Source organism: Plantactinospora sp. B24E8, from assembly GCF_039871735.1.
In the GTDB taxonomy this organism is placed as follows: domain Bacteria; phylum Actinomycetota; class Actinomycetes; order Mycobacteriales; family Micromonosporaceae; genus Plantactinospora.
Window position 1 is genome coordinate 16,672 of sequence record NZ_JBDPMH010000032.1, and the last position, 22,640, is coordinate 39,311.

Annotated in this window: 17 protein-coding genes and 1 pseudogene; 4 read left to right on the forward strand and 14 right to left on the reverse strand. The window is 70.7% G+C overall.

What is annotated here, in order from left to right:
• Window positions 1-344 precede the first annotated feature (344 nt).
• Window positions 345-791 (reverse strand): hypothetical protein, encoded by a 447-nt coding sequence (locus ABGB21_RS29690; protein WP_347680550.1) that lies wholly within the window; start codon window positions 789-791, stop codon window positions 345-347.
• Window positions 792-982: 191 nt separating this feature from the next.
• On the opposite strand from ABGB21_RS29690, the gene ABGB21_RS29695 reads away from it, so the two are divergent.
• Window positions 983-1,678: a FadR/GntR family transcriptional regulator gene (locus tag ABGB21_RS29695; protein ID WP_347655895.1), complete on the forward strand. Its 696-nt coding sequence runs from the start codon at window positions 983-985 to the stop codon at window positions 1,676-1,678.
• 155 nt (window positions 1,679-1,833) lie between these two features.
• Here ABGB21_RS29695 and ABGB21_RS29700 read toward each other — a convergent pair whose 3' ends face one another.
• The 5 genes from ABGB21_RS29700 to ABGB21_RS29720 all read right to left on the reverse strand — a co-directional run bounded on the left by ABGB21_RS29700 (window position 1,834) and on the right by ABGB21_RS29720 (window position 7,786).
• Window positions 1,834-3,159 (reverse strand): enolase C-terminal domain-like protein, encoded by a 1,326-nt coding sequence (locus ABGB21_RS29700; RefSeq protein ID WP_347655897.1) that lies wholly within the window; start codon window positions 3,157-3,159, stop codon window positions 1,834-1,836.
• A gap of 90 nt (window positions 3,160-3,249) precedes the next feature.
• Entirely contained in the window at window positions 3,250-4,299 is a 1,050-nt protein-coding gene (locus tag ABGB21_RS29705; protein ID WP_347655898.1) for an ABC transporter permease, read from the reverse strand.
• Complete coding sequence (locus tag ABGB21_RS29710; protein WP_347680552.1) at window positions 4,292-5,833, reverse strand: sugar ABC transporter ATP-binding protein; 1,542 nt, start codon at window positions 5,831-5,833, stop codon at window positions 4,292-4,294. The genes ABGB21_RS29705 and ABGB21_RS29710 overlap by 8 nt, the downstream gene beginning before the upstream one ends.
• Complete coding sequence (locus ABGB21_RS29715; RefSeq protein ID WP_347680554.1) at window positions 5,830-6,891, reverse strand: sugar ABC transporter substrate-binding protein; 1,062 nt, start codon at window positions 6,889-6,891, stop codon at window positions 5,830-5,832. The genes ABGB21_RS29710 and ABGB21_RS29715 overlap by 4 nt, the downstream gene beginning before the upstream one ends.
• A 700-nt stretch (window positions 6,892-7,591) precedes the next feature.
• Window positions 7,592-7,786: a hypothetical protein gene (locus tag ABGB21_RS29720; protein WP_347655902.1), complete on the reverse strand. Its 195-nt coding sequence runs from the start codon at window positions 7,784-7,786 to the stop codon at window positions 7,592-7,594.
• A gap of 122 nt (window positions 7,787-7,908) precedes the next feature.
• Between ABGB21_RS29720 and ABGB21_RS29725 the strand changes: the two genes are divergently transcribed.
• Window positions 7,909-8,292, forward strand: a complete 384-nt coding sequence (locus ABGB21_RS29725; RefSeq protein WP_347680556.1) for a prolyl oligopeptidase family serine peptidase — start codon at window positions 7,909-7,911, stop codon at window positions 8,290-8,292.
• A gap of 70 nt (window positions 8,293-8,362) precedes the next feature.
• Here ABGB21_RS29725 and hisS read toward each other — a convergent pair whose 3' ends face one another.
• Window positions 8,363-9,715: a histidine--tRNA ligase gene (gene hisS, locus ABGB21_RS29730; protein WP_347655903.1), complete on the reverse strand. Its 1,353-nt coding sequence runs from the start codon at window positions 9,713-9,715 to the stop codon at window positions 8,363-8,365.
• A gap of 48 nt (window positions 9,716-9,763) precedes the next feature.
• Window positions 9,764-10,519 (reverse strand): MBL fold metallo-hydrolase, encoded by a 756-nt coding sequence (locus tag ABGB21_RS29735; RefSeq protein WP_347655904.1) that lies wholly within the window; start codon window positions 10,517-10,519, stop codon window positions 9,764-9,766.
• Between the two features lie 290 nt (window positions 10,520-10,809).
• Between ABGB21_RS29735 and ABGB21_RS29740 the strand changes: the two genes are divergently transcribed.
• Window positions 10,810-11,793 carry a peptidylprolyl isomerase gene (locus ABGB21_RS29740; protein WP_347680558.1) on the forward strand — a complete coding sequence of 328 codons (984 nt, stop codon included), beginning with the start codon at window positions 10,810-10,812 and terminating at the stop codon, window positions 11,791-11,793.
• Between the two features lie 76 nt (window positions 11,794-11,869).
• A pseudogene (locus tag ABGB21_RS29745) lies at window positions 11,870-12,700 on the forward strand (peptidylprolyl isomerase); the annotation flags it as partial.
• A 528-nt stretch (window positions 12,701-13,228) separates the two neighbouring features.
• On the opposite strand, the gene ABGB21_RS29750 reads toward ABGB21_RS29745, so the two are convergent.
• From ABGB21_RS29750 to ruvB, 6 genes are all read right to left on the reverse strand, one after another.
• Entirely contained in the window at window positions 13,229-15,682 is a 2,454-nt protein-coding gene (locus tag ABGB21_RS29750; RefSeq protein WP_347655907.1) for a bifunctional (p)ppGpp synthetase/guanosine-3',5'-bis(diphosphate) 3'-pyrophosphohydrolase, read from the reverse strand.
• 622 nt (window positions 15,683-16,304) lie between these two features.
• Window positions 16,305-16,868 (reverse strand): adenine phosphoribosyltransferase, encoded by a 564-nt coding sequence (locus tag ABGB21_RS29755; RefSeq protein ID WP_347655908.1) that lies wholly within the window; start codon window positions 16,866-16,868, stop codon window positions 16,305-16,307.
• Window positions 16,869-16,998: 130 nt separating this feature from the next.
• Window positions 16,999-18,234, reverse strand: coding sequence for a protein translocase subunit SecF (secF, locus tag ABGB21_RS29760; RefSeq protein ID WP_347655909.1), 1,236 nt, complete (start codon window positions 18,232-18,234; stop codon window positions 16,999-17,001).
• A gap of 1 nt (window position 18,235) precedes the next feature.
• Complete coding sequence (gene secD, locus ABGB21_RS29765) at window positions 18,236-20,134, reverse strand: protein translocase subunit SecD (RefSeq protein WP_347655911.1); 1,899 nt, start codon at window positions 20,132-20,134, stop codon at window positions 18,236-18,238.
• A gap of 155 nt (window positions 20,135-20,289) precedes the next feature.
• A complete protein-coding gene (gene yajC / locus ABGB21_RS29770) occupies window positions 20,290-20,583 on the reverse strand; it encodes a preprotein translocase subunit YajC (protein WP_347655968.1) in 294 nt (97 codons plus the stop codon).
• Window positions 20,584-20,768: 185 nt separating this feature from the next.
• Window positions 20,769-22,223, reverse strand: coding sequence for a Holliday junction branch migration DNA helicase RuvB (gene ruvB / locus ABGB21_RS29775; protein ID WP_347680591.1), 1,455 nt, complete (start codon window positions 22,221-22,223; stop codon window positions 20,769-20,771).
• Between the last annotated feature and the right edge of the window lie 417 nt (window positions 22,224-22,640).

Consider the following 22,640-nt stretch of genomic DNA (forward strand, 5'->3'; position numbering starts at 1 on the left):
ACTACGGAAGCCGATCAACGAGTCGCTCGGCGACGTGCGCCCCCGGCCCACCGGGGTGGGCCACCGACAGCCCTCACGTCGCCAGACATCTGATGTGTTTCGCGAAGGTTACTCCCGCGCGACGGAATAGGCAATAGTCGATAGGCGGCAGCCGTCGCCCGTCGCCCGCCCCGCTCGGCCCGCCTAATCCCAGCCAGATCAAGGCTCCGCCAAACAAGGCCGGCGGTCAGCGACCGCCCGACCAGCCTGGGCCAGCCCGACGGATCACTGCGCGAGATCCGGACCGCACTCGACGCTGCACTGATACATCAGATGTGTTGATGCTGCCAGGACTCTCGCCGGGGTCAACCCCGACGCGTCCGGTCCGCCGGCCCCGGGCCCCTGCCACGCCCCGTACCGCGACGGCCGCGCTCACCCGGCGGCCAGAGATGGTCGCGGAGCCGGCCGAGGGCAACCTCCCGGCTGGCGGCGGGATCCCTCGCGACGAGCCGGCGCGCGTGCTCGGCGACCTGCTCGGGGAGGCGGTAGCGGATGCCGTCCTGGACGACCAGTCGGCGCTCGCACAGTTTCCCCAGGCCCTGCCGGGCGTGCACGACGGTCAGATTGCTCAGGACCGCGGCGGCGTACACGTCGAAGTCCGGCCCCGGGTGCAGACCGAGATACCGGAGCAACCGCCGCTGCCCCGGGGACAGTTCGCGGTAGGCGAGTTCGAACGCGACGACGGCACGGATGGCGTCATCTGTCACCAGGACGGCAGGAAGCTCGTCCACCCGACTCACGGCGGTCCGCACGGGACAGCCCTCCTCTCAGTGGCCCCGAGCCGGCCACCGTCGACCGGACCGACGGCAGCGCAACCTTGCTGGGCAGACCTCGACGACAGCAAACGTCCGATGTCTCTATAGTGGTGAGGGCTACCGGCAGCCGGCCCGGGCGACCGTCCCACGGCGGCGGCACAGGGCGGACCGGTCCGAAGGGGGCATGGATGGCACTGACCGACGACGCGATCGCGAAGCTCCGAAGCATGATCCAGAGCGGCGAGCTGCCACCGGGCGCCCGACTGCCACCGGAACCGCAACTGGCCGCACAGATGGGGTTGTCCCGCAGCGGCGTCCGGGAGGCGGTGAAGGTGCTGGAGTCGGCCCGGGTCCTCGACGTGCGGCGCGGCGACGGGACGTACGTCACCAGCCTCGCGCCCCGGCTCCTGCTGGAGGGGCTGGGCGTCGCGGTGGAACTGCTGCGCGACGACACGCTGCTGGAGGTGATGGAGGTGCGCCGCATGCTGGAGCCGGTGGCCACCGGCATGGCGGCGCTGCGGATGACCGACACCCAGCTCGACGAACTCGCCCAGATCCTGGAGGACATGCGGGCGGCGGCCGACGACGCCGAGAAGCTGATCCAGTTCGACACCGCCTTCCACCACACCGTCGTCGCGACCACCGGCAACGAGACCCTCACCTCGCTGCTGGACGGGCTGTCCAGCCGTACGCTGCGGGCCCGGGTGTGGCGCGGGTTGATAGAGGGCAACGCGGCGCACAAGACGATCGACGAACACCACGCCATCTACCTCGCCCTGCGCTCGCGCGACCAACTGCTCGCCCACGCCAGCGCGCTGATGCACGTCAACACCTCCGAAGCGTGGCTTCGTACGGTGCTCGCCGCCCAGGCGGCGGAGAGGTAGCAGGGGGTCGGCTCCGTCCGGACCGTGCGTGCGTCGCGAGCCGTCCCGGCCCCGCCGGGCCGGACGGTGGGCACACCCGGCAGTGCCGGCGAGGGATCCGAACCAGACATCAGATGTTCCGGATCCAACCCGTCGAGTGCCGTCCCGCCCGATGATCATCGTGTCGGCGCTCCCGCCCCCACCGACGCGGCCGTCCACCGTGGGCCGTCCGGGAACCGGTAGTCGGCCAACGACGCGGTCAGGATCTCCGCGCTCATGCCCGGGGCGGCGGGTGCGAGGTACCGCCCGTCGCTGATCCGTACCGGGTCGACGAAGTGCTCGTGCAGGTGGTCGACGTACTCGATGGCCCGGTCGGCGGTGCTGCCGCTGACCGCGACGAAGTCGAACATGGCCAGGTGCTGCACCAACTCGCACAGCCCCACCCCACCGGCATGCGGGCACACCGGAACCCCGAACTTCGCGGCGAGCAGCAGGATCGCGAGGTTCTCGTTGACCCCGGCGACCCGACAGGCGTCGATCTGCACGATGTCGACGGCGTCGGCCTGGAGCAGCTGCTTGAACATCACCGCGTTGTGCACGTGCTCGCCGGTGGCCACCTTGACCGGGGCGAGGACCCTGCGCACGGCGGCGTGCCCGAGCACGTCGTCCGGCGACGTCGGCTCCTCGATCCAGTACGGGTCGAACGCGGCCAGCTCGCGCATCCACCGGATCGCGTCGGGTACGCCCCAGATCTGGTTGGCGTCGACCGCGATCCGGACGTCGGGTCCGACGGCCTGCCGGGCGATGGCCATCCGCCGTACGTCGTCGGCCAGGCTTCCGCCGACCTTGAGCTTGATCAGCCGGTACCCCTCCTCGACCGCCTCCGTGCAGAGCCGGGCCAGCTTCTCGTCGTCGTAGCCCAGCCAGCCCGGGGTGGTGGTGTACGCCGGGTAGCCCTCGGCCCGCAGCAGCCGCTCGCGTTCCGCCCGCCCGCCCTCGGCGGCCCGCAGCAACGCCAGCGCCTCCTCCTCGGTGAGTGCGTCGCGCAGGTAGCGGAAGTCGACCTGGGCGACGAGCTGCTCCGGGCTGAGGTCGGCGAGCAACTTCCACAGCGGCTTGCCCGCCCGCCGGGCGGCGAGGTCCCACACCGCGTTCACGAGACCGCCGGCGGCCATGTGCACGACGCCCTTCTCCGGGCCCAGCCAGCGGATCTGGCTGTCGCCGACGAGCCGGCGGGCCAGCGCCCCCGGGTCGGCGGTCACCTCGTCGACGGACTGCCCGATCACCATCGCGGCGAGCGACCGCACCGCCGCGACCTGGATCTCGGTGCCCCGGCCGACGGTGAAGACGAACCCGTGCCCCTCGGCCCCGGTCGTGGTGCGCAGCAGGATGTAGGCGGCGGAGTAGTCCGGGAACGGATTCATCGCGTCCGACCCGTCGCGGTGCCGGGACGTGGGGAACCGTACGTCGATGGTCTCTACGGACGAGATGCGCTCACTCACCGGAACTCCTGGGGGATCGAACGGCGGGCCTGGTCGTACCCGGACCTGCCGGTCCGGCCTCGCGGTGGCCCGCCCGGCGGGCCGGACGACTCATGTCTGCGCCCTGCCTCCGGTGATGCGGGAGACCACCAGGGCCACCAGGATGACGGTGCCGTTGAGGAAGTTCGTCCACTGCGCGGGTACTCCGGCCAGGGTCAGCACGTTGATGATCATGAACAGCAGCAGTACGCCGGTGAAGGCGCCGAAGACACTGCCCTTGCCGCCGTTGAGACTGACCCCGCCGATCACCGCCGCCGCGAAGACCTGGAAGATCGCACCGCTACCCTGGGCCGCCGGCACCGCTGCCAGCCGACCGCTGATCAGCAGGCCGGCGAGGGCCGCGAGGACACTGGCCACGACGAGGGCGATCCACAGCACCCGGTCGGTACGGATACCCGCCGCTCGGGCCGCGTCGGCGTTGCCACCGATCGCGTACAACGCCCGACCGGCGCGGGTGTAGCCGAGGACCACGATCCCGGCGGCGAACAGCAGCAGCGACAGCCAGATCGAGGCCGGCACCCCCAACCAGACGGCGGAGCCGAGGTACGTCATCGACTCCGGCAGCGCGAAGAAGGTCTGGCCGCCGGAGATCCCGGTGAGCAGTCCACGCAGGACGATGAGCATGCCCAACGTGACGATGAAGCCGTTGAGGCCGAACCGGACGATGAGCAGCCCGTTGAAGGCACCGATGAGGGCGCCGACGAGCAGGGCCACCGGCACCGCCCAGGCCTCCGGCAGCACGTCGAGTCCCAGACCCCGGGTCAGGGCGGGGTCGACGATCAGCCAGGCCGCGATGCCGGGCGCGAGCCCGAAGGTCGACTCCAGCGACAGGTCCATCTTGCCGGTGATCAGCACGATGGTCTGGGCGAGGACCAGGATGGCGATCTCCGACATGCTCTGCAGCACGTTGATGATGTTGTCGGAGCTGAGGAAGACCGGGTTGACGATCGATCCGACGATCGCGACCGCGATGATCGCCGGCACCAGGGCGAGGTCCCGCAGCCGGGCGACCGCCAGGGTCCGCGACGAGGACGGCGACCGCGACGGCCGCGAGGGCGGCGTCACGGACGGCGGCGTGGTGGTGGACAGCGTCTCAGACACGGTGGAGATCCACCCCTTCCATGGCGGCTACCAGATCGTTGTCGCTCCAGCCGTGGGTCATCTCGCCGACGACCCGGCCCTGGAACATGACCAGCACGCGATCACAGATCCGCAGATCGTCGAGCTCGTCGGAGACCACCACGACGGTCGTACCGCGACGGCGTACGTCCTCCACGACACCGAGGAGGGTCTGCTTGGACCGCACGTCGACACCGGCGGTCGGCGTGATGAGCACCAGCAGCTTCGGATCGCTGGCCAACGCCCGACCCATGACCACCTTCTGCTGGTTGCCGCCGGACAGGTCGGAGACCGGCACCCGCGGCCCGGACGCCTTGATGGCCAGACCGGCAATGGTGTCCCGGGCCAGGGCGTCACGCCGGGCCGGCGAGATCAGACCACGCCGCCCGATCCGGTCCGGCACGGTCATCGTGACGTTCTCCGCGATGGACAGCAGCGGCACCAGCCCCTCCCGGTGCCGGTCCTGCGGCACCAGGCCGACGCCGGCGTCGAGGGCGTCGGGGACACTGCCCGGACGCAGTACGCGGCCGTCGACGGCGACGGTCCCGCCCACCCGGGGCGCCAGGCCGACGATCGCCTCGGCGACCTCGATCTTGCCGCTGCCGCCGCCGCCCGCGATGCCGACGACCTCACCGGCCCGGGCCTCCATCGACAACTCGGCACCGGAGGAGGTGACCAGGTCGCGTACGGCCAGCAGCAGCGGAGCGTCCGACGCCACGGGCCGGTGCTCGGCCTCGGGCATCGTCACGTCCTCACCGGTCATCGCCGCGACCAACGCCGGACGGCTCAGCTGGGCGACCGGAGCGGTGACGATGTGCCGGGCATCGCGGAAGACCGTCACCTGGTCACAGATCTCGTAGATCTCCTGGAGGTGGTGACTGATGAACAGGAACGTCACCCCCTGGGCGCGCAGGTCCCGGATCCGGTCGAACAGCCGGTTGATCCCGGCCGCGTCGAGCTGGGCGGTCGGCTCGTCGAGGATGATGAACCGGGCACCGAAGGACAGCGCCCGGGCGATCTCCACGAACTGCCGCTGCTCGACCGAGAGCGTCGACGCGGGCTGGCGTACGTCGACCTCGACCGACCACGCCGCCAGCAGCTGTTCGGCCTCGCGGCGCAGCGCCGACCAGCGGATCAGTCCGCCCCGACCCCGGGCGTGCCGGTTGAGGAACAGGTTCTCCGCCACGGTGAGGGTGGGGATGATCGTCGACTTCTGGTAGACGCAGGCCACCCGCTGCCGCCAGGCGTCGCGGTCACCCAACGGCGGCGCCGGACGGCCGTCGAACGCCACGGCACCGTCGTCGGCGGCCTGCAACCCGGTGAGGATGCTGACCAGCGTCGACTTCCCGGCGCCGTTGCGTCCGACCAGGGCGTGCGTCTCGCCGGGACGGACCACGATGCCCGCGTCGGCCAGGGCGACCGTGGATCCGAACCGCTTGGTGATGTTCACGGCCTCGACGACGGGCCGGCCGTCGCCGGTCGGCCCGTCACCCGGGCCCGGTGGGGCGGTACTCATGCGTTGTTGCCCCACAGCGACGCGTCGTCGAACTTCAGGGTCGGCTCGCCGGCGACCGGCGCACCGTCCAGGGTCACCAGCGGCGCCGGAAGCTGGTCCTCGAGCAGCCCCTCCCGTACCTGGATGATGTTGCTGCCGTGGTCGGTCGGGCCGGGCTGGAAGGTCTTGCCCTCGATCGCCGCCTTCACGTACTCGAGCCCGTACCTGGCGTACAGGTCGGCCGGCTGGCTGACGGTGGCGTCGATCAGGCCCTCGCCGATGTTCTTCAGTTCCTCCGGGATGCCGTCGTTGGAGACGACGAACACGTGCTTGGGGTCGCTCGGCGGCACCTGCAGGCCACGCTGCTTGAGGATCTGGAGGGTGCCGGACAGCGCGAACGAGGACTGCATGTAGACACCCTTGATGTCCGGGTCCGAGGCGAAGCGGGTCTGCAGCTTCGCCGCCGCCACGTCCGCCTTCCAGTCGGTGGCCTCGCCGAAGACGGTGATCCCGGGGAACTTGTCGCGCATGCACTCGTTGAAGGCCTCGGTACGATCCCGGCCGTTGATCGAGTCGAGGCCGCCCTGGAGCATGACGACCTTGCCCTTGCCGCCGAGCTTGGTGCCGAGGAACTGGCATGCCTTGATGCCGTAGGCGCGGTTGTCGGCGCGCACCACCATGAAGACGTTGCCGGTGTCCGGCCTCGTGTCGATGGTGACCACCGGGATCTTCTTCGAGTCCAGTTGCGCCAGGGTCGGTGCGATCGCCGCGGTGTCCTGCGGCGCCATCACCACGCCCTTGACGCCCTGGCTCATGAAGGTCTGGGCGTTGGAGATGAGGTTCGCGATGTCGTTCTGCGAGTTGGTCGTCTTCAGTTCGACGCCCAGCTCGTCCGCGAACTGCGGCACGTACCTGATGTACGAGTTCCAGAAGTCCGTGTCGGAGCGCGGATAGTCGACACCGACGAGCAGTCGGGAACCGCCCGGTGCGGTGCCGTCACCGCAGCCGGCCGTGAGGCTGACCGACACGCCGAGCACCATCGTCAGCCCCGCGGTCAGCAGAGCTCTCCGATTGATCATTGCTTCTCCATATCTGCGACGTCGTCCGACGACGGGTCGCCGCGACCAGGCCCCGGGTGCGGCGCACACATCGGACGCCACTGGGTTCAGTCGGCGGTGACGATCCACCACGGGTTGGCGCCGCCATCCCCGGTCCAGCGCTTCGGCCGCGCTCCGGGGGTGGGTGTCGCACCCGGCGTCCTGGGATCTTCGGTCGGACCGGGGGCGGCAAGCAGTCGGCGACGGGTGAGGGATGGACGGGACATGGCAATCCCTCCGAAACACGGGGTGGCGTGGGGTGCATGGTCACGCGTTCAGACATCAGACGTTAGAGGTTTCCATCGCGTAACGTCAACGGCCAACTCCAGCAGAATCCGTGCTCCTGGGACCGGTCGACGGCGCGGAGTAAGCGACACGGGTCAGAGACATCTCATGAATTGTGGTCAACCTCGTTCGTCGGCACAGCGCCGAGACCGCCCGGCACCCGTCCACCTCGCCGCGAGCCCAGCCCGCGACCACGGTGGCGGCACCAGACGAGCGCCATGCCGCCACCGACCGATGTTGACGGTCACATCGAGACGGTCGAGGACCGACACTTTCGCATGTGGAGGCGACTTGCGGACGTTAACATCGATGCCCCTGAGGAGGCCAGGGTGCGCCGCGGAAGCGCTGGTTCACGGTGACCGGCCACCCCCGGGCGTGGTCACCACGGACGCGCGGGTCAGCTCGGTCGGACGGCGGCCGCCGCCGGGACGTCGAGGTACGCGGAAGCCTGGGTCAGATACAGTTCGACATACGTACCATCGAGCGTCATCGGTGTGTCGTGACTGCCGTGCTCGGTCACCCGGCCGGACTCGAGCACGTAGATGTGGTCGGCGTACCAGACGCCCGAGAACCGGTGCGAGATCAGCAGCACCGTACGGCCGGCGAACAGCGTCCTGATCCGGGCGTGCCCGTCGACGGTGGGCAGCCCACGGCCACCGTCGTGTCGATCGTGCCCGGCCGTCGCGGCGCACGCCCCCGTCTGCCGGCGGCCCGATGCCGACCGCCGAGCATCTGCCCTGGCTGACCCCGCTCGGCTTCCAGCACGAGCGACGCACCCTGTGGGAGGCCGAGCGGGTCTACCGGGACCTCGACGCCGTTCTCGCGGCACCGTCGATCACGCGTCCGGTGCTCATCCTGCACGGCCAGCAGGACCGGAACCCGGCCACACCGCCAGAGCAGGCGATCCTGCTGTTCCAGGCGCTGACCGCGCTGGGCACGGCCAGCCGGCTGGTCCTCCTGCCCGCCGAGGGCCACCGGGTCCGGAGCCGGAAGGGACTCGCCGCCGGCCTGACCGAGCAGGTCTCGTGGGTCCGACGCTGGACCGGTGACGCCGATCGCGTGACGCGCCCGCGCCACGCCGACTGCCCCGCCAGCTGACGCTGCCGGGCGACGGCCGCCGCCGTACGACGCGGCGGCCGTCGCGATACGACGGTCGGAACCGCGCCGGTCAGCCGCTGATGGTCGGGCGCAGGTCGGCCGCCGGCGGCTGCCAGACGTCCGGCGTCGCGCCGACCTGCTCACCCGAACGGATGTCCTTCACCTCGTCGCCGGTGCCCTCGTTGCCGGGGAACCAGACGTACGGGATGCCGCGCCGCTCGGCGTACCGGATCTGCTTGCCGTACTTGGCGGCGGACGGGGAGACCTCGGTCGGGATGCCGCGCCGGCGCAGCGCGTCGGCGATCCGGTTGCTCTCCGCCCGCCGTTCCTCGTCGGCCAGGGCGACCAGCACACAGGTCGGCACGCTCCGGGAGATGGTGAGCGCATTCGCCCCGAAGAGCAGCCCGAGCAGCCGGGTCACCCCGATCGAGATGCCGACCCCGGGGAACCGGTTGTTCTCGTCGCTGGCCAGGTTGTCGTACCGGCCACCGGAGCAGACCGAGCCGAACCGCTCGAAACCGCGCAGTTGGGTCTCGTAGACCGTACCGGTGTAGTAGTCGAGGCCACGGGCGATCCGCAGGTCCGCCACGCAGAGCCCGGGGGCGTACGTGCTGGCGTTCTCCATCACCGCGACCAGTTCGGCGAGACCCTCGTCGAGCAGCGGGTCGGTCACCCCGAGAGCACGGACCGCGTCGGCGAACGACGGGTCCGGGGCGGAGATCTCGGCCAGTGCCAGACACGCCTTGGCCTGGGCGTCGGTCGCCCCGGCGGTCTCGGCCAGCAGCTTCGCCACCCCGTCCGGGCCGACCCGGTCGAGCCGGTCCACCGCACGCAGCGCGGCCAGCGGGTCGGCGAGCCCGACGCCCCGGTAGAAGCCCTCCAGGACCTTGCGGTTGTTGACCTGGATCAGGATCGGCAACCGTCCGTCGGCGCCGCCGCCGATCGGCAGCCCACCGAGCGCGTCGCCGATCACCAGCGGGATCTCGGCCTCGTAGTGCGGGGGCAAAGTGTCCCGGTCGACGATGTCGATGTCGGCCTGGAGGAACTCCCGGTAGCGGCCCTCCTGGGGACGCTCCCCACGCCACACCTTCTGGATCTGGTAGCGCCGGAACGGGAACTGCAGTTTGCCGGCGTTCTCCAGCACGTAGCGGGCGAACGGCACGGTCAGGTCGAAGTGCAGCCCGAGGCCGCCCTCGCCGGTGGAGGCCCCCGCCTCCTCCTGGAGCCGGCTGATCAGGTAGACCTCCTTCGAGGTCTCCCCCTTACGCAACAGCTGGTCCAGCGGTTCCACCGCGCGGGTCTCCAGCGGCGCGAAGCCGTACAACTCGAAGCTGGTCCGGAGCCGCTCCAGGACGTACTGCTCGATCATCCGCTGTGGCGGTGCCCACTCGGGAAAGCCGGAGATCGGTCGTGGCTTACTCATGATGCTCGGTGCTCCTGTCAGATCTCGCGCAACGGGCGCGAGTGGGGATTACCAGCCTCGGGCGGACGGCGCACGCTGCGGCCCGTCGAGGTCAGCCACCTCGATCAGGTACGGGTTGCTCGTCCGCTCGCGGCCGATGGAGGTCGCGGGGCCGTGGCCGGGCAGCACGACGGTGTCGTCGGCGAGCGGGAGGATCTTGTCCCGCAGGCTCGTCAGCATCGCCGGCAGGCTGCCGCCCGGCAGGTCGGTGCGGCCGATCGAACCGGCGAACAGGACATCGCCCGCCAGGCAGATCTGCTCCGCCGCCCAGTCCACGCCAGGTGGAAGGGGCAGGTCGGACCGGACGGCCGGGCCCACGCCCGGCAGCCGGAACAGCACCGACCCGCCGGTATGGCCGGGCGCGTGGTCGACGGTGATCTCCAACCCGGCGAGCGACAGCGTCGCGCCGTCGGTCAGCTCGGCGACGTCCTCCGGTTCGGCGTACGGCAGTCGTCCGCCGAAGAGGCTGGTCAGGTCCGCGGAGAGCCCTTTTGCCGGGTCGGCGAGCAGCTCCCGGTCGCCCGGGTGCACGTAGGCGGTGATCCCCCGGGCACCACAGACCGGGGCGACCGAGAAGGTGTGGTCGAGGTGTCCGTGGGTGAGCAGCACGGCGGCCGGCCGCAGTCGATGCTCGGCCAGCAGCGCGTCGAGCTGATCAATCACCCCGATGCCGGGGTCGACCACGACACACTGTTCCCCGGGCGCGGTCGCCACCACGTAACAGTTGGTGCCGAAGGCGTCCGCCGGGAAGCCGGCGACGAGCACGTCCGCTCCCTCCACTCCACGGTTGGCCCCGCCCACCCTATCCGTCGTCGGTCACCGGGACGCGACCATATCCACCAGCCGGAAGGCCGCCAGCGGGGCAGTGATAATCTCCGATGGTTTCGGGGGTGACCTCGTACAACACTTTCCCAGTCGGTACCCGTACACTCTGGCGGGCGTGTGGCGTGGCGCACTTGACGCCACGACGGCGGAGCGCGCCGTCGGCCAGAACACCATCGGGTACGGCGACCAGAGGTCGGCGACGACCAGGGGCACATGAAAGGGGAGCTCGGGTGGCTTCCAGCAAGGACCGGCAGCGCAAACTGGCGCGGGCCAAGCTCGACCGCCAGCTGGCCCGACGGGCGGCCGCCGCCCGGCGCAAGCGGCAGATCCGGGCCGGTGTCGGCTCCGCCGTCGCGCTGCTGCTGATCGCCCTCGGGTCGTTCTGGGCTCTCGGCGGCTTCGACTCCGAGCCCGCCGACGACCCGACCGCCATGGAGATCTGCGCCTGGACGAAGCAGGACAGCCAGGTCAACACGAACCTGAAGGACGTCGGCACCCCGCCGACCCGCGACCTGCCGACCACCGGCACCCGCCCCATGACGATCACCACGAACCAGGGCGAGCCGGTGACGGTGCAGTTGGATCTCGCCTCGGCGCCGTGCGCCGCCGCGAGCTTCACCCACCTGGCCGGCAAGAGCTTCTTCGACAACACCAAGTGCAGCGAGATCACCACCGAGGGGGCGGTGCGCTGCGGCGACCCGACCGACACCGGGTTCGGCGGTCCGACGTACACCTTCTTCGACGAGAACGTTCCGGCCGGCTCGTCGGAAAACCCCTCGACGCCGCCGTCGGCCGAGCCGTCCGGGACGCCCACCGCGACCGCGTCGGCGAGCCCGTCCGGCAGCCCCGAGCCGAGCCCGTCGGCGACCGCCGCGACCGCCCACTACCCGGCCGGCACGGTGGCGATGATCGGCAACCCGCCGGGAGCGAACGGCAGCCAGTTCCTGATCTTCTTCAAGGACTTCGCCACCACCGAGCCGAAGTACTCCGTGGTGGGCACCGTCACGGCCGGACTCGACGTGATCAAGAAGATCGGCGCCCTGGAGACCGTGGACAATGGTTCCGGCAGCAAGGTGAAGCCGAAGACCGACGTGGTGATCCAGAGCCTCACCGTCGGCGAGCCGTCCTCGGCCGACCCGACGGCGGTGCCGCCGACGGCGACCACACCGCCGGCGTCACCCTCGGCCAGCCCGACGGCTGCCGGAGTTTCCTGAGCATCCCCAGACCGCCCCAGACCACCCAGCCGCGGACGCCCACCGCGCAGCTGCACATAGTCCAGGAGGAGCCACCGTGACGTCCACCAGAGAGCGGCAACGCGCCGCGGCGCGGGCAAAGCTGGAACGGGATATGGCCGAGCGGGCCGCCGCGGCCCGCAAGCGCCGGCAACTCCAGGCCAGTATCGGTGCGGGCGTGGCGTTGCTGCTGGTGGTCGCCGGCACCGTGTGGCTGGTGGTCAGTCTCGGCGACGACACGAAGACCGGCGGGACCCAGGCGGTCGGCGCCACCTGCGACTGGACCGAGATCCCGGCCGAGCAGCGCAGCCCGACGACCAAGGACGTGGGGCTGCCGCCGACCACGGCGAAGAGCACCGGCAGCCAGATCATGACGATCGACACCAACCTCGGCCCGATCACCGCCAAGCTGAACCTGCACGAGGTTCCGTGCACCGCGGCCAGCTTCACCCACCTGGCCGAGAAGAAGTTCTTCGACAACACCAAGTGCCACCGACTGGTCACCCAGGGACTCCAGGTGCTGCAGTGCGGCGACCCGAGCGTCGCCGCCGGCAGCGGCTGGAAGGAGACCGACGGCACCGGCGGCCCGTCGTACCGGTTCGCGGAGGAGAACCTGCCGACCGAGAAGCGGCCGCCGTACCCGGCCGGGGTCATCGCGATGGCCAACTCGGGCCAGCCCGGCACCAGCGGCAGCCAGTTCTTCATCGTCTACGGCGACTCGGAACTGCCGGCCCAGTACACCGTGCTCGGCACGGTCACCCAGGGCCTGGACCTGGTCGCACAGGTGGGCGCAGCCGGTGACGACGGCGCCTTCGCCCAGCAGGCCGGCGGCGGTCACCCGAAGAAGGAAGTTGTGATCAAGAGCCTGACCATGGGCGCACCGGGCGGCGGCCCAGCTCGTTCGGCACGCGCCCGGCGCCACGTTCGCGGCGCCGGGCGCTTCCGTTTCCGGAGGGCGGAGACCTGCCCGGGCATCCGGCACGGGCCGACGACCTACCCCGGCGCGGGCCGCGCTCGCGGTCCTCGCCGACCGGCCGTTCGCCGACGCCGTCGCCTGGCCCGCTGGGACCAGTTGCTGTGGGCACTGCTGAGCGGGGAGTCACAGAATCCGGGCGGCGTCGAGCCGCCGAGCGCGGTCGGGCCGGAGACGGCGCGCCAGGCCGACGAGGAGTTCGCCGCCGCCCGCACCCTGCTGGCCGAGGACCCGACAGCGGTACGGGCCCCCCGCCGACCCCACCAGCGGGTGGCGCCGGGCCGAAGGCCGGCGTCAACCCCCGTGCCGGAGGCCGGCGTCAACCCCCGTGCCGGAGGCCGGCGTCAACCCCCGGGCCGGCACCGTCGCGGAGGCGGCCCGGACCGCGTTGCGGCTGCTCGACGGCGGTCCGCTGCTACCGCCTCACTGAGCCCGACCCGGTTGTCAGGCGCCGGAGGTGACCCGGTACGCGTCGAAGACCCCGTCGACCTTGCGTACCGCAGCGAGCAGGTGCCCCAGGTGCTTCGGGTCGGCCATCTCGAAGCTGAACCGGCTCACCGCCACCCGGTCCCGGGTGGTGGTGACGGTCGCGGAGAGGATGTTGACCCGCTCGTCGGAGAGCACCCGGGTGACGTCGGCGAGCAGCTTGTGCCGGTCCAGCGCCTCGACCTGGATCGCGACCAGGAACGTGGACGCGGAGGTGAGCCGCCAGCTGACCTCGACGATCCGTTCGCTCTGCACCCGCAGTTCCTCGGCGTTGGCACAGTCGTCGCGGTGCACACTCACCCCGCCGGACCGGGTGACGAAACCGAAGACCGAGTCCGGCGGCACCGGGGTGCAGCACCGGGCCAGCTTGATCCAGACGTCGCTGACGCCGCGGACCACCACACCCGGGTCCCCGCCCCCGCCGCTGCGGCGCGGCGGACGGGTGGCGACGGCGGTCTCGGCGAGGTCCTCGGCCGCGCCCTCCTCGCCGCCGTATCCGGCCATCAGCTTCTGCACCACGGACTGGGCGGAGACCTGGCTGTCCCCCACCGCCGCGTAGAGCGAGGCGACGTCGGCCAGGTGCAGGTCCCGGGCGATGGTCATCAGGTTGTCCGTGGTCAGCATCCGCTGCAACGGCATGCCCTGCTTGCGCATCGCCTTGACGATCGCGTCCTTGCCGGCCTCGATCGCCTCCTCGCGGCGTTCCTTGTTGAAGTACTGCCGGATCTTCGTCCGGGCCCGTGGGCTCTTGACGAAGCCGAGCCAGTCCTGGGTCGGGCCGGCGGTGTCCGACTTCGAGGTGAAGATCTCGATGACGTCGCCGTTGGAGAGCGTCGACTCCAGCGGCACCAGCTTGCCGTTCACCCGGGCGCCGATGCACTTGTGCCCGACCTCGGTGTGCACCGCGTAGGCGAAGTCCACCGGCGTGGAGCCGGTCGGCAGCGGGATCACGTCCCCCTTGGGGGTGAAGACGTAGACCTCCTGGCTGGAGAGGTCGAAGCGGAGCGCGTCGAGGAACTCGCTCGGGTCGGCGGCCTCCCGCTGCCAGTCCAGCAACTGCCGCAGCCACGTCATCTCGTCGATGTGGGCCGGCGGGCCGACGACCGTCTCGCCCTTCTTCTCCTTGTACTTCCAGTGCGCGGCGATGCCGAACTCGGCCGTGCGGTGCATGGCGTACGTCCGGATCTGCATCTCGACCGGCTTGCCGCTCGGCCCGATGACCGTGGTGTGCAGCGACTGGTACATGTTGAACTTCGGCATCGCGATGTAGTCCTTGAACCGGCCCGGAACGGGCTGCCAGTTCGCGTGGATCACACCGAGTGCCGCGTAGCAGTCGCGCACCGTGTCGACCAGGATGCGTACGCCGACCAGGTCGTAGATGTCGTTGAAGTCGCGACCCCGGACGATCATCTTCTGGTAGATCGAGTAGAGGTGCTTCGGTCGCCCGGTCACCTCCGCCTTGATCTTGGCGGACCGCAGGTCGACCTGGACCTTCTGGGTCACCTGTCGGAGCAGTGCCTCCCGCTGCGGCTGGTGCTCGCCGATCAGCCGGTTGATCTCCTCGTACCGCTTGGGGAAGAGGTTGGCGAACGCCAGGTCCTCCAGCTCCCACTTGATGGTGTTCATACCCAGCCGGTGGGCCAGCGGGGCGAGGATCTCCAGGGTCTCCTTGGCCTTCTGCTCCCGCTTGGTCACCGGCAGGAAGGTCAGGGTACGCATGTTGTGCAGCCGGTCGGCCAGCTTGATCACCAGGACCCGGGGGTCCTTGGCCATCGCGACCACCATCTTGCGGATCGTCTCCGCCTTGGCCGCGTCGCCGAGTTTCACCTTGTCGAGCTTGGTGACGCCGTCGACCAGCAGGGCGACCTCGGCACCGAAGTCGGCCCGCATCTGGTCCAGGCCGTAGTCGGTGTCCTCGATCGTGTCGTGCAGCAGCGCCGCCACCAGGGTGGTGGTGTCCATCCCCAGGTTGGCCAGGATGGTCGCCACCGCCAGCGGATGCGTGATGTACGGGTCACCGGACTTGCGGTACTGCCCGGAGTGCCACCGGGCGGCCGTGTCGAAGGCCCGCTGCAGCAGCCGGGCGTCGGCCTTGGGGTGGGCGAACCGGTGGGTGGCGATGAGCGGCTCCAGCACCTCGCTCACCTGCGGCGTCTGCCACGGGGCGTTGAACCGGGCCAGCCGGGCACGAACCCGTCGACCGGTCGGGGCGTTGGCGAACCCGAAACCCGTGGCGGACGACGACGGGCTGCCCGTCGCGGCGCCCACAACCTCGCCGCCGGCACCCGGACGGACCGGCGCCGGGCTGCCGTTGCGGCTGACCCCGGTCGGCACCGTTCCGTTGCCGGTCGCGCCACCGCCCGACACCCCAGCCGCCGTCGAACCGGCGCCTGACACACCGGAACCGGTCACCGAAACGCCGGTGCCCGTCGGACCGGCCGAGACGGAAGCGGACGAAACCGGAGCAGACGAGGCCCGGCCAGGCGAGACGGGAGCAGGCAAAACCGGAGCAGTCGAAACCGGACCGGCTGAGACCGGACCGGACGAAGCGGGAGCGGGCCCACCGGAAGCGGCCGGACGGGCATCCGAGACAGCGGAGCTGGCCGAGCCGGGCGAACCACCATCGGACCCGCCGGAGGCGGCGCCGTCGGCGGGGCCGCTCGCCGGGTCGGTTGTCGAGTCGACAGCGGCGTCCGCGTCGACCGGAGCCGCGCCGGACACAGCGGTGGAGCCGATACCGGGCCGCACCGGACCGGGTGCCGGTGTAGCGGCACCGTCCGTGCTGGTCACGGCGTCGACAGGACCATCAGCTTCGTTGGTGGGACGCACCGTACCCTCCGCCGGAGGGGCGACATCGTGGGACACCGGCCTCCTCAACACCTCGCCGGGAACGAGCCGACCGTAACTGGTCAACCCCGTCCCGCACCAGCCGGGCGCACTGCACGGCGCTCGACCACGAACGGCAATCGTACCCGTCCCACCGACCCGGCTACCGTCCTCCGGACGTACGGATCGGTCGAGGCGGTCCAGTGGATCAAACGGTGAGCAGGGCGTGGACCGGTCTCGGCGCCAGCCGGTCCCGACCCTTCAGGAAGCTCAGTTCGAGCAGCACGGTGAAGCCGGCGACCGTGCCGCCGGCCCGTTCGACCAGGTCGAGCGTCGCCTGGGCGGTGCCACCGGTGGCGAGTACGTCATCGACCACCAGTACCCGGTGTCCGGCGGTGAAGGCGTCCTGGTGCACCTCGAGCGTCGCCTCGCCGTACTCCAGCGCGTACGAGGCGGCGTAGGCGGGGCGGGGCAGCTTGCCGGCCTTGCGCACCGGCACCACGCCGACCCCGGTCGCGTACGCGATCGCGGCGGCGACCACGAAGCCTCGCGCCTCGATCCCGACCACCGTGTCGAACGAGTCGCGGCCGTGGTACTCGACGATGCCGTCGATCACCTCACGGAACACCGCCCCGTCGGCGAAGAGCGGCATCAGGTCCTTGAACATGATGCCCGGTTTCGGGAAGTCGGGCACGTCCAGGACCCGGCTGGCCACCAACTGTGCGGTCAGGGGACCGCTGTCGCCGCGTGCCTCGCTGGGGGTCTCCGTCACGGGTGTGTCCTTTCATACGAAGGCGTCCGCCGGGCCACCAGAGGCCCGACGGACGCCATGATGTCGCATCCCGCTCGCCGCCGGCCGGTCGCGGTGACCCGCGTCGGACGACGCAATCACCGCGCTCGGCTCAGCGCCGCTTGCCGCCCGGCCGGTTACCGCCGCCGGAACGACCACCACGTGTCCCGGCGGAGCCGGACCGCTTGCCCACGGTGGGACGGGCGCCCACCTTCGGCGCGGCCGCGGCCAGCGCGTCCTGGTCGGTCTCCGCCGCGCCGTCGGCCGTGGCCGGCTCCTCCGCCGACGCGTCGGCCGAGTCGGCCGGGCGCGGCTGGCCGGCCGGACGCGCCGGACGACGTACCGCGCCGTCGCGTCCGCCGCCCGCCCGGCGGGCGAGAACCCGCTGGGTGTGCGTCCGGACCCGGGGCTCCCGCTCCTTGAGGGTGACGAGCAGCGGCGTGGCCAGGAAGATCGACGAGAAGAACGCGGCACCCATACCGACGAAGAGCACCAGACCGAGGTCCTTGAGCGTTCCGGCGCCCAGCAGACCGGCACCGATGAAGAGCAGACCCCCGACCGGCAGCAACGCCACCACGGAGGTGTTGATCGACCGCATCAGGGTCTGGTTCAGCGCCAGGTTCGACGCCTCGGAGTACGTCTGGGTGCTGCCCCCGAAGATGCCCCGGGTGTTCTCCTGGATCTTGTCGAAGACCACGACCGTGTCGTACAGGGCGAAACCGAGGATGGTGAGGAAGCCGACGATTGTCGACGGGGTGACCTCGAAGCCGATCGCCGAGTAGATACCGGCGGTGAGCACGAGGTCGAGGCCGAGCCCGACGATCGCGGCGACCGCCATCCGGATCTCGAACCGGACCACCAGGTACGCGGCGACGAGGACCAGGAAGATCGCCAGACCGATCAGGGCCCGCTGGGTGACCTGACCACCCCAGGCGGAACTGACCCGGCTGTCGCTGATCTGGTCCACCCCGACGCCCAACTCCTGGGCGATCTCGGCCCGGACCTGGTCGGCCTGCTGCTGGTCCAGCGGCGAGGTCCGGAACAGGTACGTCGCGTCGCCGACCTGCTGGCTGGAGACCACGTCGGCCGGCCCGTCCGGGGTCTGCTCGTCGGCGAGCGCGTCGTGCACCGCCGTCTCGGCCCGTTCCATGGTGCCGACACTGGTCGGCACCTGGAACTCGTTGCCGCCCTTGAACTCGATGCCCAGGCTGAACCCCTGCAGCACGAAGCTCAGTACCGCCAGCAGCACCAGGCCGCCGGAGATGCTGAACCAGAGCTTGCGGCGGGGGACGATCTGGAGACCGGCCTCACCGCGGTACAAGCGGCTGGCAAGACCACTCCTGCTCATCTCAGGCCTCCTTCACGCGCGACGTGCCGGTCTGGTTCTCGTCGTCGCTGGACTGCAGCGCCCGGCCGAGTCCGCTGACCCGCGGCGACAGGAACGCCGGGGTCCGCGCGAACATCGTCATGATCGGGTGCCGGAACAGGAAGACGACAACCAGGTCGAGAATGGTGGCCAGACCGAGCGCGAAGGCGAAGCCCTTCACGGTGCCGACCGAGACGAGGTAGAGCACCACGGCTGCCATGATCGAGATGGCGTTCGCCGAGATGATCGTCCGGCGGGCCCGTGCCCAGGCCCGGGGTACCGCGCTACGCGGGGTCCGGCCCTCCCGGATCTCGTCCTTCAGACGTTCGAAGTAGATGACGAAGGAGTCGGCGGCGACACCGAGCGAGACGATGAAGCCGGCGATTCCGGCCAGCGTCAGGGTGAAGCCGATCTGCCGGCCGAGCAACACCAGCGCGCCGAAGACCAGCACGGCGGAGAGCAGCAGGCTGAAGAAGATCACCGAGCCGAGCAGCCGGTAGTAGAAGAACGCGTAGATGATGACCAGTAGCATGCCGACGCCGGCGGCGAGCAGACCGGCCCGCAGCTGCTCGGTGCCGAGGGTGGCGGTGATGTTCTGCGCCTCCTGCGGCTGGAAGGTCAGCGGCAGCGCGCCGTAGCGGAGCTGGCTGGCCAGGTCGTTCGCGCTGGCGGCGTTGAAGCTGCCGGTGATCTGCGAGTCACCGGTGAGCACGCCCTGGATCTCCGGCGAGGAGATGATGCTGTTGTCCAGCACCACGGCCACCCGGCAGCGCCCCTCGTCGCCGAGCGCGGCCTGGTCGCAGGCCCCGCCGTCGTTGTTGAAGGCCTCCCGGGTCAGGTTGGTCCACTTGGTCTGACCGTCACCGGTGAAGTCCAGGCTGACCACCCACTGGCTGGTCTGCTGGTCGAGTACGCCGTCGGCGTCCGCCACGTCGGTGCCGAGCACCTTCGCGACGTCCAGGAAGTTCTTGATCTGGCCGCCCTCGCAGGCCACCACCTGCTGCTTCTCGTCCTTGATCGAACCCGGTGCCCGCTGGTCCAGCTTCGCGCAGGTGATGGTCGGGACGTTGAACTGGATGTTCGCCGGCAGGACCCGGACCTCCGCCGGGGTCAGGTCCGCGAACGGCTTGAGCTTCTCGGCGAGCGCCGGGTCGGCGCTGAAGTCCGCCGGGGCCTGCAGGCCGTTGGCCGCGGCCCAGGCCTCCGCGCCGATTTTCTGCTCCACCGCGGCCCGCTGCTGCTCCAGGGTCTGGTCGGCGGGGGCGGCGGCCGGCGTGCTCGCCGAGGCGGTCGGCGTCGGGGAGGCCGGGGCGCTCGGCGTCGGAGAGGCGGGGGCGCCACCACCCTGGCCACCGGCGCCCGGCGACCCGGTCACCGCCGGGCTGGGGCTGCCGGAGGGGGAGGCGCTGCCGGACGGTGTCGGGCTGCCGGACGGGGCCGGGCTGCCGGTGGCGCCCGGGGTCGGCGGGGTCACCGGACCGCCACCGTCGGCGGTCTTGAGCACCTTGCGGAACCGGAGTTCCGCCGGCGTGCCGATGTCACCGAGGTCGGCGTTCTGACCGGGCACCGAGATCACGATGTTGCGGTTACCTTCGGTGACGACCTCGGCCTCGGCGACGCCACGGCCGTCGACCCGCGCCTGGATGATCTGCCGCGCCTCCTCCAGCGACTCCGCCGGGGGCGCCTGGCCGGCCTCGGTGGCCGCCTCCAGGGTCATCCGGGTCCCGCCGACCAGGTCCAGGCCGAGCTTCGGATGGAGCCGGTCCGTCCAACTGCCCTGGGCGCCTGCGGCGAAGAACACCAGAAGGTATAGGACGACGAAGATGAAACCGAGCACGGCAATCTGCCGCCCGGGTCGCATCTGTCCCTGAGGTGGTGCCACGGTTGTCCTGTCTCCCTGCGCGGTTCGGCCGCTAGTTGTGGGCGGCGGGTCGGGCGCCGGCCTGTCCGGCGACATGCGTACCGCACCGGCAGGAGGTCCCACCGGCACGGTTATCTATTATCTTCGATGCCAAGGTGCCCCGTCGTCCGGGTCGGTCACTCCTTGGCTTCGACCTCGTCCGGCACCTGCTCGATCCGCTCCACCTGCTTGACGACCCGGGCGATCGCCGGACGGGCGTACCGGGTCTGCACCCCGGGGGCGACCTCGATCATCACGGTCTCGTCGTCGACCCCGGTGACCGTGCCGTAGAGGCCGCCGATGGTGACCACCTCGTCGCCGGCGGAGAGCGAGGACTGCATGGTCTCCGCCTCGCGGCGCCGCTTCTGCTGCGGCCGGATCATCATGAAGTACATGACACCGAAGAGCAGGACGATCATCAGGATCGGCATCAGACCGCCGAGCCCGCCGCCACTGGATTGTGCTGCCACGACTGGCACTGTTTATGACCTTCCCATCGGCCTCGTCACGACATGGGAATGCCGGAGCGGAGGCAGGATCTCACGTCCTGTCAAACCGCGGCGAGTCTAGTCCCTGCGGCTGAGAATCACCGAATGCGGTACGGATCACGTTCCGGTCACACCTCGGAGGACCCGGCGGTGAACAGGTCGGGCGTCGCCGGCACGTCAGCACCAAATGTACCATTCGGGGGCGTACGCCCCAAGTGACGCCAACCGGCTGCGGTCGCCACCCGCCCCCGTGGCGTACGCGCCAGCAGCCCGGCCCGAACCAGGAACGGTTCGCAGACCTCCTCCACGGTGTCCGGCTGCTCCCCCACCGCCACCGCCAGGGTGGAGAGCCCCACCGGGCCGCCCCGGAACGAGTCGACCAACGCGGTCAGCACGGCCCGGTCCAGCCGGTCGAGCCCCAACTCGTCGACGTCGTACACCCGCAGGGCCGCCCGCGCGGTCTCCCGGGTGACCGTGCCGTCGGCCCGGACCTCGGCGAAGTCCCGCACCCGGCGCAGCAACCGGTTGGCGATCCGGGGCGTGCCCCGGGACCGGCCGGCGATCTCCGCCGAACCGTCCGGGGTGATCGGCACCCCGAGGATCCGCGCCGACCGCTGCAGCAGCACGTCCAACTCGTCCGGGGTGTAGAAGTCGAGGTGCGCCACGAAACCGAAGCGGTCCCGCATCGGCCCGGTGAGCAGCCCGGACCGGGTGGTGGCGCCGACCAGGGTGAACGGCTCCACGTCCAGCGGGATGGCGGTCGCGCCCGGCCCCTTGCCGACCACCACGTCGACCCGGAAGTCCTCCATCGCGCTGTAGAGCAGTTCCTCGGCCGGCTTCGCGATCCGGTGGATCTCGTCGATGAACAGCACGTCACCCTCGGCGAGGCTGGTCAGGATCGCCGCCAGGTCGCCGGACCGTTCGATCGCCGGACCGCTGGTGACCCGGATCCCCGCGCCCAGCTCGGCGGCGACGATGTTCGCCAGGGTCGTGTTGTGTACGACCAGGTCGTTGACGGTGAAGGTGTGGTCGTCGGCGACGGTGAGGCATCGACACTCATGTAGCCCGGCCGACTCAACCGAGACGACCCGATCGGCGGCGAGGGACTCCTCGAACCGGTCCCGGCGCGGCGCCCACTCCGCCAGACGCCTTCCACGTTCACCGATGACCGCGATCCGCTCGACGAATCTGGCCACGTCGTCCTGACTGGTGACGCTCAGCCGCCAGGACTCGTGCGGTCGGCCCTGGTAGCGGCCCCGCTTGAGCTTGAGACACGACTGGATGCCGAGCCGCAGGAGGAGGTGCTGCACGTCCTGGAGTAGGCCGTGCGAGACGCTGTAGAACTCCACCACCACGTCGTGGCGGTCTCGCCCTCGGCGGCTCACCGTACCGTCACCGGCGAAGTAGGCCCCGAGGAAGGCGCTGACCTGCCAGGCGTCGCCCTGGTAGACGAATTCCGGCACCCGTTTCAGCCAGGCCGTCTTACCCAGCAACTGGTGCGTGGCGAGCCAGTCCCGCAGGCCTGACACTCGCACAAGCGAGCTACCCGCGCTGTTCGCCCGGGTGGTGTGCCGATGCCCCATCCGGTCACACGTCGACCGGAAGTCGGCCAGGACGTCCGGGTCGCCGCTCGTGAAGGTGACCTGGTTCGACGTGCAGCTGTCCCCGATGAGATATCCGGCCAGCCGGAACTCGTCACTCGACTCGGTCCCGTCCGGGGTCAGTGTTGGGCACAGCACATTCGCCAGCACGTCCCGGTCGGTCAGATCACCCGCCTTGACCCAACCCTCGGCCGTCCAGAACGGGTGGTCCGGTGCCGCCACCACCTCCCGGCCGGTCGCCGTCCGGATCCGCACGCAGTCGAGCTCTCCCTGCTCGTGGACCGCCTCGACAAGAGCGGGCTGCCCGGTACGGGTGATCACCCGGTCCCCCGGAACGATCTCCCCCAGCCGTCGGCGTGTGCCGTCGGCGAGCAGTACCAGCGCCTCGACCGAAACCGG